A 14271-nucleotide genomic window follows, 5' to 3' on the forward strand; every position below is an offset into this window, starting at 1 on the left:
TTCGGCGGCAGCGTCGGCGCGTCGCTCCAGCTCCAGCTCCAGAACCAGCTCCGGCTGGACCTGCAGTCGCAGCTCGCGGCGTCGTGCCAGAACGGAACGGCGAACAAGAGCGCGAACACGGTGACCAACAAGAACAGCAAGGACAGCGTCGGGGTCGACAACGCCAACACCACCGAGACGTCCGCGAGCAGCTCCGCGACGAACTCCTCGTCGAACACGATGACCAACTCGGTGGGGTTCACCACCACGGGCAGCGCCACCGGCAACGCCTCGCTCAACGCCCAGCTGGCCCTGGGCATCGCGGCCACCGTCGGCGGCTCGCTCACCACCAGCTGGGCCTCGAAGTCGCAGATCTCCGGCAAGGTGCCGCCGAACTCCCGCGTGCAGACACTCGTCACCCAGCGGCGCGCCCGCAAGCAGTACACCTACGAGATCCCGGTGACCTTCTCCGGGCTGATCGCGGTGCGGTACGCCGTCCCGGTGGCGGTCCTTGCTCCCCCGCAGCCCGGAACCTACCCCGGCCTCGACCACACGGTCGCCCGCGACATCAACGACCTCGACCTGACCCCCGGCGGCTTCCACATGCACGGGCTCGCCGAGGTCGTCTCCGCCCTGGACGTGTACCACACCCTGCTCGACATCGAGGCCCTGACCGTCAGCCAGCAGACCCTGTACAAGCAGCCCTGACCGCGCGGCACCGCCGCCACGACGAAAACGACCAGAGGGGACCGACCATGGTGTTCGGCAACATCTTCAACTCCGCGGGCAGGAACGCGGGGCTCTTCTCCGTGACCACCGACGGCACGAAGCCCCGGCCGGGCGAGAACGTCGACTTCGAGGACTCCGACGACGACACGTACGACGACACGAGTCCCAGCCTGTTCAGCACCGCGATCCACGGCGCCTCCTCCCGCGCGAAGGTCGTGCAGGAGACGTCACCCGAAGCGCGGGCCGTCCTGGGCTTCCTCGGCTCCTTCATCCAGACCGCCCGGGCGTCCGCCGACGCGCAGGCCCGGTACGCCCAGGACCCCGGCTCAGTGACCGGGGCCGCGTCCGCCGGCATGAGGAAGGCGAAGGCGACGGTGGAGGAGGAGGGCGACCTGAAGAAGGACCCGGACCTGGAGAACAGGCCCGGGAAGGACGACTTCGCCAAGCCGCCCAAGACCCCGGACGCCCCCAAGGCGCCGGAGGCCCCCAAGGCGCCCCGGGCGACCGCGGAGAAGCCTTCCCGTTCCCAGTAGGACCGGGAAGGCCGGGAGGGGTGGGGGCGGGACCGCCCCCACCCCTCCCGCGCGTCACACGGGGAGCAACCGCCACCGGCGGTCCCGGTGGTCGCCCTCCGCCCCGTGCTGCCTGACCGCCGTACGGGCGTTGGTGTCCACCCGCAGCAGCAGACCGCTGTTGCGGTTGGCGATCTCGAAGACCCGCGGGGTCTCGGACGCCGAACCCATCGGGATCAGCCTCCAGTGCTGGTGGTGCGCGTCGCCCCCCTCGTAGGCGCGTTGCGCGACGACCGCTCCGGCCGTCTCCCGTGCTTCGGCGACCTCCAGGACCTTGCCGCTGCGCAGGTTCTCGATCCGGTACAGGACCTCGCCGTCGTCCTGGCCCGCCGCGACCAGCCGCCACCGCTGGTGGTCCCGGGGAGCGGCGAGGGCCTGATGGGCCTCCGCCCCGTCCTTGAGGGACTCACGGTGGACCCCCATCCGCAGCCCGCTGCGGACGTTGGCCCAGGAGACCACCGCACCCGAGTCGGGCATCCCGGCCATCTTCGCCGACGGGATCTTCCGGATCCGGTGATTGCCGTAGTCGGCGACGTAGAGGGTGTCGACGCAGTCCACCGCCAGACCGAACGGGTTGTTCAGCTGGGCCGAGGAGGCCGGTCCGCCGTCACCGCCGAAGCCCGCCGTGCCCGTGCCGGCGACCGTGCTGATCGTGCCGTCGGCCGCGACCTTCCGGACCCGGTGGTTGGCGAAGTCCGCGATGTGGAGGGCGCCGGTGCTGTCCACCGCCAGTCCGATCGGGTTGTTCAGCTGGGCCGAGACGGCCGGTCCGCCGTCACCGCCGAAGCCCGCCGTGCCCGTGCCGGCGACCGTGCTGATCGTGCCGTCGGCCGCGACCTTCCGGACCCGGTGGTTGCCGTACTCGACGATGTAGAGGACGCCCTCGTCGCCCGGCGCCACCGCGTAGGGGAGGTTCAGCCGGGCGGCGGTGGCGGGCCCGCCGTCACCGCCGAAGCCCGCCGTGCCCGTGCCGGCGACCGTGCTGATCGTTCCGTCCGCCGTGACCTTCCGGACCCGTTGGTTGTTGTATTCGGAGAGGTACACGGTGCCGGCGCCGTCCACCGTCACCGCCAACGGCCGGTTCAGCCGGGCGGCGGTGGCGGGCCCGCCGTCACCGCCGAACCCGGCGGCACCGGTGCCCACGGCCGTACTGATCGTCCCGTCGGCCGCGACCCTGCGAATCCGGTGGTTGCCGTCGTCGGCGATGTAGAGGTTGCCCGCCCCGTCCACCGCCACCCCGCGCGGGCAGTTCAGCCGGGCGGCGGCGGCGGGCCCGCCGTCACCGCCGAAACCGGCGGTTCCGTTGCCCGCGACCGTGCTGATCTTCCCGTCGGTGGTGATCTTCCGGACGCGGTGGTTGCTGTAGTCGGAGAAGTAGAGGGTGCCGTTGCCGTCCACCGCGATCCCGTACGGACGGTTCACCCGGGCCGAAGCGGCGGGCTCTCCTTCGCCCTCGAAGCCCGGGGCGCCGGTGCCCGTGACCGTGCTGACCGGAGGGGCGGAACCCCCGTCGCCCGGGGCCGCCGTCTGGGGAGTGCTCATCGTCATCCCTTCGCCGTCCACCGACCGCCCGCTACGGAAGGTCGCGTGATGGTTCCAGAAAGTCACAGGCCCGCCGGGCTGGCAAGATCACCTCCGAGTGATTCTCATGGTGCGCGTTGACGGCGACCACCGGCCCCTCCGCGCGCACCGGAGGGCTCCTTCGGCGCGGTCCCGTCCTGCGGGCCGTCGCGGAGCGACCCGGAACGGCCTCCCGGGAAACTCTCGTCGGGACGTACCGTCGCCGGGACCCGGGGGCTCCCGCCGGGGCCGTCGCCGGACGTCGGCGGCGACCGTACCGGCGGCCGCGAACGGTGCGGCGCCACCGGCCGGGTGCGCGCCGAACGGCCCGCACCTTCATCCGGTGCGGGCCGTTCGACCACCCGGAGCCCGCCGGAGGGGGAGGTCCGGCAGGGCCCCTCATATCCGGAGCGGTCCCATGCGCTCACCACCCGCCTGCCCCCCGTTCCGGCGCTCACACCTCCCGATCGGCCCTGGTTCGCGCCGGACCCGGAGGTGCCGGAATCCGGCCTCCTCGGACAGGACGGGGCAGGTGTCGCAGCGGCGGTCGCGGGGCGGCGTGCGGGCGGGGTCGCCGCGGGCGATGTCCGCCCTTCCGCGGTCCCGTCCGGACCGGTTCCGGTCGCACGGGCGGGGCGTCCGGGTGCGACTCCGGTCGTACGGGGGCGTGCCGCGCGTTACGCCTCCGGTCGCAGACGGGGGCGACCCGGGGCCGATGTGGGCGCCGTGCGTTCCGCCCGAGGATGACGGGGTGACCGAGATCATCACGGGGCCGTCCATGTCCCCTCCGGAGTTCCTCGCCCTGCTGGGCGCCGTCACGCTGGTGGCGGCGCGCTGGCTCCCTCCCGCGGCCCGCCCGCGCGTCACGATCGCGGCGGGGACGCTTCTCGTGCTGTCCGTGGCCGTGCTGGGCGTGGTGGGGGTCCGCTGGCAGATGCTGCCCGTTCTGGCGGGTGCCGCCGTCGCGTCGCCGTTCGCCGTCTCTCCCCTGCTGCGGCGGCGTGCCGGCCGGCCGGTGCGGCGGGCCCGGTGGTGGGTGGCGCTGCCGGGGTCGGTGGTCTGCGTCGCCCTGATCGCCACGGGCCCGGCGGCAGCGTGGGCCTTTCCCGTACCCGTGTTCCCCGAGCCGTCGGGCCGTTTCGCCGTCGGCACCCGTGTGACGCAGTGGACCGACCCGCACCGTCCCGAGAGCTTCACCGCCGATCCGCACGACCGGCGCACGGTCGTGGTCCAGCTCTGGTATCCCGCCCGGAAGAGCCCCGCGGGCACGCCTCGGGCCCGGTACCTCGGGCGCACGGAGGACGAGGCGCGCGTCGTCTCCGAGGCCCTCGCCCGCGGGGCCGGCCTGCCCGCCTTCCTGGTCGACGGCGTCCCGCGCGCCCGCACCCGTTCGGTCGCCGGCGCCCCCATGGCCGACGGGAGCGAGCGGTTCCCGGTCGTGCTGTTCTCTCCCGGGTCGGGCGGGGCGCGCGCCCAGAACACCGCCTGGGCGGAGGAGTTGGCCAGCCACGGCTATGTGGTCGCCGCCCTCGACCACCCCTACGACTCCTCGGCCGTCGTCCTCGCCGACGGCCGGACGATCCGCTCCGCGACCGCCTCCACCGGGGACCGCGACGAGGACGCCGGGTCGGCGGCCGGCTGGACGGCCGTCCGGGCCGCCGACCTCGGGTTCGTCCTCACCCGGCTGGAGCACCTGGACCGCGAGGGGGCCGCCGGTCTGCCGGCCGGGCGCCTGGACACCGGCCGGGTCGCGGTCACCGGCCACTCCATGGGCGGTGCCGCCGCCCTGCAGGCGGCCCGGCGGGACCGCCGGTTCGACGCCGTCGTCGATCTGGACGGCTACCCCCACGGCCCCCTCTCCCCCGCCCTCCACCAGCCGGCGCTCGCGCTCACCCAGGCAGTCGCCCCCGGGACCGACCCGCGTTACCTGCCCCGCCTCACCCGGGCCCTCGCGGCCGGTACCGCGACGAGCTACCGCCTCACCGTCCCCGGCACCACGCACCTCTCCTTCATGGACGGCCCCCTGTACCTGCCGCCCGTGCCCTCGCTGGTCGGCTCCCTGGGCCGCACCGAGAGCACGCGCGTCGTCGCCGGGGCCACCCTCGCCTTCCTGGACGCCACGCTGCGGCACGCGCCCGGCGATCCTGCCGCCGTCCTGTCGGCGTACGGCGACCTGAGCGTCCACCGCCCGGACGGCGGCTGACCGGCCGCACCGCGACGGCCCGGGGGGCCGTCACCGGGCCGAGAGGTCGTCACCGGGCCGACGGGGGAAGGGCGTACGCCCGGGTGCGGCCCACGGGGCGGGGACGACGGGCGTCCGGCGAAGGCGTCCGGGCGGGAAGCGGACGCCCGGCCGGCGGGGGCGGTGGTACGTCTGCCGGGCGGGGCGCCGGCGTGCTCGTCCCGGACCTCCGTGCTCGTCCCGGACCTCCCCGGCGTCTTCGGAACGGCATCCGGAACCGCCTCCGCCCCACCGCCATTGGGCCGACAAATGACGAGGCCCCGACGTGGTTGACGCGCGTTGACAAGGGGCGCCACACTCTCGCAGGTACATGCCAAAAGCGAGGAGGGGCCGGGTCGGCGCGCGAACGCGCTCCGCGCCCTCTCCCCCGGACCACCCGGACCGGCCACCGCCGCGCCCGGTCACCGAACCTTCCCCGGAAACCCCCGACACCGACGCGTCCCACCCCCGGTCCGGAGCGTCCGGACCTCCGGACACGGTGACCGCACCCGCACCGGACCACTGCCCCCGACTCCTTCTCCGCGCCGCCTGCCCGCCCGGCAGGCCCCTCCGTACGAGAGCCGCACGAGAGCCGCACGAGTCCCGCAGGAAACAGCAGGAAAGGGGTACCGCCCATGTTCTCCGGACTGTCCGCGAGAATCGCCGTCACCGCCCTCGCCGTCACCGGGCTGCTCGCCGTCGCGCCTTCGGCGCCGGCGAGCCCCGGGGGTTCGCCCGCGACCCCGGTGGCCGCCGGGTCACCGTACGCCGGGGTCACCGTGAAGATGCCCGCCGCCGTCGCCGACCGCCTCGGCACCGACCGCCGGGAGCTGGTGGACGCCGTCTCCGCCCGCGTCCTCTCGCGGTCCCACGACGCCAGGGGCCTCGCCCCGGAGGCCGCCGTCGACAAGCTCGCCGCCGAGGGCCGCAAGGTGGTCGTCGACGTGCGCGCCGTCTCGGGCGACTGGGCCCGCGGCGTCGCCTACGTCGAGGCGTCGCGGGCGCGGCACGGCGCGCCCGAGGGCTGGCTCTACACCGCCCACCGCGAGGACGGACGATGGGTCCCGGGCCTCGAAGGCGACCGCGCGTTCGCCGACCACGTGGCCGAGTCCCCGCTGATCGGCGCGGCGGAACGGCGGACCATGACGGCGTACGCCCAGCACAGGACGGCGGGGACGGCGGGGACGCAGCTGTCGCCGGCCGGCGCCCAGGCCAACACCAACGGGCTGCTGCTGCCCTGGATGCCCGACTACTACATGACGCTGACCGGCGGTCCGCACGCGCACGACGGCGCGACCGGCTACTGGAGCGCCCTCGACTTCGCCGGCGGCAACGCCAGCGGCCTGGTCCGCTCGTCCCGCGAGGGCACGGCGACCTCGATGTGCGGCGCCGGCGGCGGCTGGACGCGGGTGATCCACCCCGGCGGCTTCTCCACGGACTACTACCACATGCGGAACACGACCTACTACAACGGGACGGCGATCGCCCGCAGCGCCCTGCTCGGCACCATCGGCACCGACACCTGCGCCGGCGGTTCCGCGACCGGGGCCCACGTGCACTGGAGCCTGCGCACGTACGACGCGAACTACGTCGGCCAGTACACCTGGCTGAACGGCCGCACCATCGGCGGCTGGACGTGGTGGAACGGCTCCGGCCAGTACTCCGGCTGCGGCGCCCGCCTCGGCTACACCGCCTGCCCCGGCACCGCGATCTACAACCGCGTGAACTGACGACCGCACCGGGCCTTCGCGCGCGGTCCCGTCACCGCGCGCGAAGGCCCCCCGTCACGGGACCGCCCGGACGGCGGGGCGGCCCACGGCGTCACAGGCGCACGGCGTCACAGGCGCACGGCCACCGCCGCCCGGTGGCCGTCCGGGACGAGGACGTCGGCGAGGAACCACCCCGCCGGCGCGGCGGGGACCGGTCCGGCACCCACGTAGTCGGCCGACGGGTCGGCGCCGAGTCCGGTCCCGAGCCCTTTCAGATAGGCCTCCTTCCTGGTCCACACCCGGGTGAACGCCCCGGGACGGCGGGCCGGGGCGAGGGCGGCGAGCTCCGCCGACTCCGCCGGGTGGAGCACCTCGTCGGCCTCCGCGACCGTGTGCGGCGGCGGTACGCGCTCGATGTCCACCCCCACCGGGGTGGACGCGAGGGCGATCAGGCTCAGCCCCTCGCAGTGGGAGAGCGAGAAGTGCAGGCGCCCGTCGGGCAGGACGGGACGGCCGTGCGGCTCGCCGCAGCAGGGGCAGGGCGCCCGGGCCACCGACACGGCCCGGGGCGCGACCCCCAGCCGGGCCCCGAGCAGACGGCGCAGCCCCGCGTGGGCGCACAGGTAGGTGGCCCGGTCCGCGGGCCGGCGGAACTCCCCGGCACGCGCCAGTTCCGTCCCGTCCAGGATGAGGGACCCGTACCTGCCGACGCTCTCCTGGTGGACGTCGGTGGCCACCAGCCACAGTTCCGGACGCGCGGGCCGGAGTCCGGACGGCCCGGGAAGGGGCCTGGTGAGGAGCGGGAGCGCGACCGGGGCCAGCAGCCCCGCCGCGGGAGGGACGGACGGCGGGGGGACGGGCGGGGACGGAACGGGTGGGGACGGAACGGACGGGGGCCGGGCGGACGGCGGAGGGGCGGACGGGGGCGGAAGAACCAGTCGGGTCATGTCTGCCTCATACGGAAGTGGCGGTGATCTCCGGTGCGGTACGGGCACGGGCGCCGGCGCGCGACGCGGCCGGGTCCGTACCGCCGCCGCGCAGGGCGACGGCCGCGGCGACCGGGGACAGGAGGGCGAGGCCCGCGCAGAGCAGCCAGGTCCCGGTCACCCCGAGGTGCAGCGAGACGGGCGTGAAGACGGCGAGGGAGAGGGGTGCCGCGCCGATGCCGGAGAGCGTGAAGGTGGACATCGCGGCGCCCATCCGGCCTTCGGGAACGGCCTGTTGGTAGGCGGTGACGAGGGCGGGGCCGTTGAGCCCCGACAGGAGGCCGACGACGCCGGCCGTCGCCGCGAGCACCGGGGCCGTGGGGACGAGCGCCATGGCCGCCATGCCGGCCGCGAGGCCGGCCCCGGTGACCACCAGCTTGACGTGGACCGGGACGCGGTGGGCGAGGATCGCGCCGAGCGCGGCGGAGGCGAGCGCGCCGGCGCCGAAGGCGGCCAGGACCACCGCCACGGCTCCGATGCCCCAGCCCCGGTCGGTGGCGCGCAGGGGCAGGGCGACCTCGGCGGGCCACAGGAACGCCAGGTCCATGCAGAAGCAGGCGACGAACATCCACCGCAGGCGCCGGTGGGCGGCCAGGAGGCGGAAGCCGTCACCGCTCCGGGAGAGGAGGGAGGGGCCCTGCGGGGCCCGTTCGGGACGGGTCATGCCACGGGTCACGTGGGCGGCGCACCCCAGCCAGACGGCGCAGCCGACGGCGGCGGCCGTGACGGCGCCGGGAAGGCCCCCGGTGACGACGAGCCAGGCGCCGAGCGGCGACCCGGCGATGGGGGCCAGTCGCAGCACCATGGAGAAGAGGGAGTTGGCGCGGCCGAGCTGCTCCTGGGAGGCGAGGCGGGGCAGCAGGACCCCGGAGGCCGGGCCCGTGAGACCGAGCAGGACGCCGTCGACGAGGGCGACGGCGACCAGCGGCCACAGGCTCTCGGTCGTGGCGGTGACGAGCGCCCCGGCCGCGAGGACGGCGACGCGGACACCGGTCGCCCGGAGCAGGACCGCGCGGGGGCCGAGCACGTCGGTGAGGGCGCCGCCGAAGAGGAGCAGCAGGGCGCGCGGGAGCGTGGCGGCGAGGGTGACCGCCGTGACGGCACCGCGGCCGCCGAGCTGGACCGCGGTCCAGCTCATGGCGATCAGGAGGGCGAAGCTGCCCACCTGGACGGCGGCCTGCCCGACGACGAGGCTGCTGACGCGCGGCCAGTCGACGGAGGGCTCGGTGCCGGGAGGGGCGGGGGTCGTCGTTCCCATGGGGTCGGCTTTCTGTCGTCGGTCGTCGGTGGTCGGTGGTCGCGGGAGCGGGCGGGTGCGCGGAGGGGCGGGCGGGACGAACGGGCGGGGTGGGACGGTCCCGGGTCGGGCGGTCCGGGACCGGGGTCGGGGCCGGGACTGGGGTCGAGGCCGGGGTCGGAGTCGGGGGTCGGGGGTCGGAGCCGGGACCGGGGTCGAGGCCGAGGCCCGGTTGGGGGGCGGGGTCGGAGTCGGGACGAAAGGGGAAAGGCCCGGTTCGGAGCGGCCCGGTCCCGGGCCGGGGCGGGGCGGGGCGGACCCCGGTCGGAGCGAGGGGGCCCGGTCGGAGCCGGCGAGCCCGGTCAGGGCGGTCCGGGAACGGTTCGGGGTGGGGCGGTGCGGGGAGCGGCGGGCGGGCGGACGGCGACGTGGACGCCCGTGGTGTCGCCGCGCAGGCCCGCGGCGACGGCGAGTGCCACGGCGCGGTCGGCGGCCCGGCGGACCGCGCGCCGCCGGCGCGGGCCCCGGGCGGCGGTGCCCGGGGTGCGGAGTTCGACCCGGCCGCCGAGGTGGCTCCGTCCCGCCTCCGCGAGGGCGCGCTGCGCGGTGCGCCGGGCCGCGGCGGCGAGCCCGTCCGTGCCGTCGGGCCCTCCGCCGGGGGCGGTCACGGCGATGCCGGGGAGTTCCCGTACGGAGAAGCGGGCGTGGACGGTGCGGCCGCCGCGCGGTCGCCGCGCGGTCACGGCGTCGCCCCGGCGGGGCCGGGGCCGGCCGGCTCGGGCAGACCGGTGGTGTGTCCGGGCCGGAAGCCGTCCGGGTGGCCCTCGGGCCACCACACGTCCTCCGGGCCGAGCGCGGAGACCGCGTACTTGCCCAGCGCGCTGACCAGCAGCCGCAGTTCGAGGACGATGCTCTCGACGAGTCGTTCCAGACCGTGTTCGGGGTCCTCGTCGACGGCGATCAGGGCGGCCCGGCCGAGGCCGGCGGCGGTGGCGCCGAGGGCGAGGGCGCGCAGGACGCGTCCGCCCTCCCACATGCCCCCGGTGGCGAGGAGGCAGCCGGTGGGCCGGCCGACGCGGCGCAGGCACTCGGCGAGGGGCAGGCCGACCTGGTCGAGGAAGACGCCCGGGGCCCAGCCGGTGCCGCCCTCGGCCCCGTCGACGGTGACGGCGTCCGCTCCGGCGGCCCAGGCGGTGCGGGCGGCGTGGGCGATGTCGCGGCCGGGGTGGAACTTCACCCAGGCGCGGGCCCTGGGGAAGTTGTTGCGCATGAAGCGGAGTTGCTGGCGGAGGATCTCGTCGGTGAAGGTGCCGGGGGTGGCGCAGCGGAGCCGGTGTTCCCCGCCGGGGCCGAAGACCTCGCGGACGGTGAAGCGGCGGGCGAGCTGTTCGGCCTCGGCACGGCCGACGACGGTCATGCCGCCGAGTCCGGGTTTGGCGCCCTGGCCGGTCTTCAGCTCGAAGGCGAGGCGGCCGGACTCCAGGAGGGGGCGGGTGGCGGGGTCGCTGTAGAGGAGGTTCCAGACTTCGGAGTCGGCGTCCTCGGTGGACTGCTGGACGACGATGCCCCCGGTCCCGTCGGGCGCGGCGTCGAGATAGGCCTCGACGCGGGCGAGCAGGGCGGAGCGGGTGGCGTCGCCGGCCCGGCGGTAGCCGTGGACGGGGATCATGTTCTCCCCGATGACCATGGGGATGCCGAGGCGGGCGGCCTGCCGGCTCGCGTGGACGGCGAGGTCGCCGCTGCCGGCGCGGGTGGAACCGAAGGCGGAGAGGTAGAGGGGCAGCCGGGCGGTGAAGCCGCCGGTGCGGGTGGTGAGGTCGACGTCGGTGAACTCCGGTTCGCGCGCGAGGTCGATGAGCTTCTCCAGGCGCTCGGGCATGAAGACGGGCGGGACGATGCGCGCCCGGTCGAGGGCGTCGCCGGGTCCGCATCCGTGTCCGTGGCCGGAACCCGTGCCGCCCGGGCCGAAGAGCCGCGTGCCGTACGCGGCGGGGTCGGGGAAGACCTCCGCGGCGCCGCCCCGGGCCCGGGCGCGTACGGACGCCTCGGGAAAGCCGGGGGCGCCGAGGGCGGTCACGGGGCCACCGCCCCGGGGAGCTTCGGGTAGGCGCTGACCTGCCAGAGGGCGTCGAGCCCGGTGAGGAAGCGGACCAGGCGCTGGAGGCCCATGCCGAAGCCGGCGCTGGCCGGGATGCCCTCGCGGGCCTCCTTGAGGTACCAGGCGTACTTGGCGGGGTTCTCGCCGCTCTCCCGCATGCGGGTGACGATGGTGGCGTAGTCGGACTCGCGTTCGCTGCCGGAGACCAGCTCGCCGTAGCCGTGCGGGGCGATCAGGTCGAAGTTGCGCAGGACGCCGGGGCGGTCGGGGTCCTCGCGGTCGTAGAAGCCCCGGGAGCCCTTGGGGTAGTCGTCCACGAAGAAGGGGCGGTCGCTCTCCAGGGAGAGGAGCCGTTCGCCGGTCCAGTCGATCTCGCCGTCGGGGTTCTGCGGGTGGCCGGAGGCGAGGAGGCGGGCCACGGCCTCGTCGTGGGTGCGGACGTCGTACTTGCCCGCGCGGACGTCGGCGAAGTCCTCCTCCCGCCGGCCGAGGCCGGTGAGGACGTCGGGGACGGTCGTCCAGACGTGTTCGGTGACGTGGGTGAGCAGGCCGGCGGCGATCTCCTGGACGTCCTCCCGGGTCGCGCCGGCGACCTCCACGTCGATCTGGTGGAACTCGACGAGGTGGCGGCCGGTGGTGGCGGTCTCCTCGGGCTCCACACGGACGTTGGGGGCGATGTAGAAGAGCTTCGGGAAGCCGTGCAGGGACGCCTGCTTGTAGAGGATGGCGCTGGTCATCAGCTTGTAGGGGTGCCCGTAGTAGTCGACGTCCAGCGCCTTGGCGCCGCGGCCGCCGGGGTCGGTGACGGGGCCGACGAGCGGCGGCAGGAGTTCGGTGAAGCCCTGGCCGTACAGGAAGTCGCGGGCGGACCTGAGGACCTCCTGCTGGACGCGCATGGCGGACCGCAGCCGCGGTGAGCGGAGGTGCTCGCCCAGCGGGGGCGGCGCGGCCGACGCGGCCGGTGTGCCGGTGGGAAGGGGCTGGTCCATGGCGGGGCTCCTGTTCGTGGTGGGTACGGGGGTCGGGTCGGGGCGGAACGGGCGGGGGCGGGGCGGACGTTCGGGCTGCGGGCGGGGGCGGTACGGGCGGTCGCGGCGGGCGGGCCCCGGTGAGGGGCCGGGCGGCGGGCGGTCAGACGGCGAGCGGGGCGGTCCTCGGACGGCTCCGGCCGTTCCCCTCTCCCCCGTCGTCTCCCTCGTCCCGGGGCCGCCGCGGTCCGTCGTGGCGGTCGGCGACGTGGTGGAGGGAGGCGAGCAGACCGTCCGCCGTGAGGGGGACGGCGTCGGCGGCCGGGTCCGCGGGGATCGGCATGGCGCCGGTGCGGGCCCAGCGGAGCCGGCCCGCGGGGTCGATGAAGCCGCGCGAGCGGCCGGAGTTGTCGGGGTGGAGGCAGAACGGGATGTCGAGGAGTCCCCGGGCGAAGGCGGCCGGCAGGGCGCGGGACAGGTCGGGATGGAGGTCGAGGACGGCCTCGACCAGGGTGCGGGCCTCCTCGTACACCTCGCCGTACGCCCCGCCGCCCGTGTCCGTCGCGGGGCCGGGCGCCGGGGGCCCGGCGAGCGCGGCGGCCGCGGCGGCGGTCTCCAGGGCGCGGACGTTCTCCTCGACGGTGGGGATGCGGTGCGCCTCGGCGGCGGTCTTGACGATCAGCCGCCCCGCCCCGGAGCGCACGGCGAGCCGGGCGGACGCCTCCAGGAGGCGGGTGGCACCGTGTTCGGTGCGGGGGAAGACGCCCATGTACGTGTAGAGGACGACGTGGTGCTCGACGCCGGCGGGCAGGAACTCGGCGGCGAGGCGACGCAGGGCCCGTACGGCCTCCTCGTCCTGGCCGGGGTCGGTCTGCTGGGCGTAGCTCAGGGAGACGCTGCGCAGCCCGTGCCGGGCGAAGAACAGGCACTCCAGGACGCTCGTCGCGACGAGGAGGCCCGGCGGGCAGAGCTGGCCGAGCAGGCAGCCGCCGAAGCTCTCCAGATGGGGGGTGGTGCCGGGGCGGGCCGTGGTGACGAGCAGCTCGCAGGCGCGCGCCCAGGCCTCGACGGACTCCCGCAGGGGGGTGCGGCCGTAGGGCAGGCAGTACGAGACGGGCCCGCCCTCCGTGGCGGTCAGGCCGGCCGCGGTGAGGGCCCGGACGATGGCACCGGGCCGGGCGGAGCCGTGCCGGACCTGGACCGGGAAGTCCTCGTCGTGGAGTCCGTCGAGGAGGTCGCGGGTGGTGGACGGTCCGTGGGTGGCGATCGGGTAGCCGTTGAGGGGGGCGCCCTCGGCCACGGCGGCGCGGGCGGCGGCGAGGTCGCCGACGCGGGTGTAGCTGTCGACGGTCAGGGTGCCCGCGGTGTGGGCGGTGGCGGCCCGCGTCCGTTCGAGTCCGTCCCGCATCCGGCGCGGGTCGCCGAAGCCCATGCGGGGCTGGACGACGAGCCGGCCGGCGGCGGCGGAGTCCGCGACGAACGTCCCGAAGGAGGGGGCGGAGGCGGTCAAACCCGCACCTCCCCGCGTGAACCGGCGGCCTTCCGGCGCGATCCGGTGGTCTCCTGGCGCGATCCGGCCGTCTCCCGGCGCGAACCGGTGGTCTCCCGGGGCATCCCGGTCGTCTCCCGGTGCGGCCCGGTCGTCTCCCGGGGCATCCCGGTCGTCTCCCGGTGCGGCCCGGCGGCTCCTCGGCGCGATCCGGCGAGGAAACCGCGCAGGGCGTCCAGGTCCTCGCCGAGGACGGCGTCGCAGCCCGCCGCGAGCAGGCGCGTGACGTCCGCCTCCTGGGGGCGGCCGGCGACGCCGAGCTTTCCCCCGAGCGCCACGGGCAGGGTGGCGAGGGCGGGTTCCGCGCGCAGCCGGCGGACGGCGGCGAGGCCGTCGCGGTAGCCGTGCCCGTTGACGCTGCTGAGCACCACCGCGTCGGGGGCGTGCCGCAGACAGGCGGCGGCGACGAGGTCGGCGTCCGCGCAGGGCCCGAGACCGACGACCTCGTACCCCAGCTCCTCCAGGAAGAGCCCGAGGTACACGAGATTCCACGTATGGGAATCCGACGCGGTTCCGCTCAAGAGAATCTTCATGCCTGAAGAATAGAGTTCCGTGTGCCCCGGGAGGGGAAGTGGAAGCGGCAGCAAGGACCGGCACTTTCGTTTCCGCATTGCGACCCGGGGGTCCTCGCCAGAGAAAGCGAAAGGCGCCGTGCCTCGCGTG

The 14271-nt window shown here is 75.8% G+C and carries 10 protein-coding genes and 2 pseudogenes; 4 read left to right on the forward strand and 8 right to left on the reverse strand.

Annotation, left to right across the window (positions count from 1 at the left end; all coding sequences use genetic code 11):
* Positions 1-687 (forward strand): annotated as a pseudogene (locus ACZ3IL_RS15375) (hypothetical protein); the annotation flags it as partial.
* 47 nt (positions 688-734) lie between these two features.
* Complete coding sequence (locus tag ACZ3IL_RS15380; protein WP_467390505.1) at positions 735-1241, forward strand: hypothetical protein; 507 nt, start codon at positions 735-737, stop codon at positions 1239-1241.
* A 54-nt stretch (positions 1242-1295) separates the two neighbouring features.
* Here the strand turns inward: ACZ3IL_RS15380 and ACZ3IL_RS15385 are convergent, their stop codons facing one another.
* Positions 1296-2822 carry an NHL domain-containing protein gene (locus ACZ3IL_RS15385; RefSeq protein WP_467390507.1) on the reverse strand — a complete coding sequence of 509 codons (1527 nt, stop codon included), beginning with the start codon at positions 2820-2822 and terminating at the stop codon, positions 1296-1298.
* 769 nt (positions 2823-3591) lie between these two features.
* On the opposite strand from ACZ3IL_RS15385, the gene ACZ3IL_RS15390 reads away from it, so the two are divergent.
* Together ACZ3IL_RS15390 and ACZ3IL_RS15395 are read left to right on the forward strand one after the other, a co-directional pair.
* Positions 3592-5043: an alpha/beta hydrolase family protein gene (locus tag ACZ3IL_RS15390; protein WP_467390509.1), complete on the forward strand. Its 1452-nt coding sequence runs from the start codon at positions 3592-3594 to the stop codon at positions 5041-5043.
* A gap of 653 nt (positions 5044-5696) precedes the next feature.
* A complete protein-coding gene (locus ACZ3IL_RS15395; protein ID WP_467390511.1) occupies positions 5697-6791 on the forward strand; it encodes a M23 family metallopeptidase in 1095 nt (364 codons plus the stop codon).
* 107 nt (positions 6792-6898) lie between these two features.
* On the opposite strand, the gene ACZ3IL_RS15400 is transcribed toward ACZ3IL_RS15395, so the two are convergent.
* The 7 genes and pseudogenes from ACZ3IL_RS15400 to ACZ3IL_RS15430 all read right to left on the reverse strand — a co-directional run.
* Complete coding sequence (locus tag ACZ3IL_RS15400) at positions 6899-7717, reverse strand: 4'-phosphopantetheinyl transferase family protein (RefSeq protein WP_467390513.1); 819 nt, start codon at positions 7715-7717, stop codon at positions 6899-6901.
* Positions 7718-7724: 7 nt separating this feature from the next.
* The gene (locus tag ACZ3IL_RS15405; protein WP_467390515.1) at positions 7725-9014 is read right to left on the reverse strand and encodes an MFS transporter; all 1290 of its coding nucleotides are present in this window, start codon (positions 9012-9014) and stop codon (positions 7725-7727) included.
* 341 nt (positions 9015-9355) lie between these two features.
* Positions 9356-9736, reverse strand: coding sequence for a hypothetical protein (locus tag ACZ3IL_RS15410; protein ID WP_467390517.1), 381 nt, complete (start codon positions 9734-9736; stop codon positions 9356-9358).
* On the reverse strand, positions 9733-11070 hold the full coding sequence (locus ACZ3IL_RS15415; RefSeq protein WP_467390519.1) for a glutamate synthase-related protein: 1338 nt from the start codon (positions 11068-11070) through the stop codon (positions 9733-9735). The genes ACZ3IL_RS15410 and ACZ3IL_RS15415 overlap by 4 nt, the downstream gene beginning before the upstream one ends.
* Positions 11067-12080: an asparagine synthetase A gene (locus ACZ3IL_RS15420; protein WP_467390521.1), complete on the reverse strand. Its 1014-nt coding sequence runs from the start codon at positions 12078-12080 to the stop codon at positions 11067-11069. The genes ACZ3IL_RS15415 and ACZ3IL_RS15420 overlap by 4 nt, the downstream gene beginning before the upstream one ends.
* 142 nt (positions 12081-12222) lie before the next feature.
* Entirely contained in the window at positions 12223-13569 is a 1347-nt protein-coding gene (locus tag ACZ3IL_RS15425) for a methylaspartate mutase (protein ID WP_467390522.1), read from the reverse strand.
* 170 nt (positions 13570-13739) lie between these two features.
* Positions 13740-14141: pseudogene (locus tag ACZ3IL_RS15430) on the reverse strand (cobalamin B12-binding domain-containing protein); the annotation flags it as partial.
* Positions 14142-14271 lie beyond the last annotated feature (130 nt).

Source organism: Streptomyces sp. NPDC014907 (assembly GCF_055562975.1).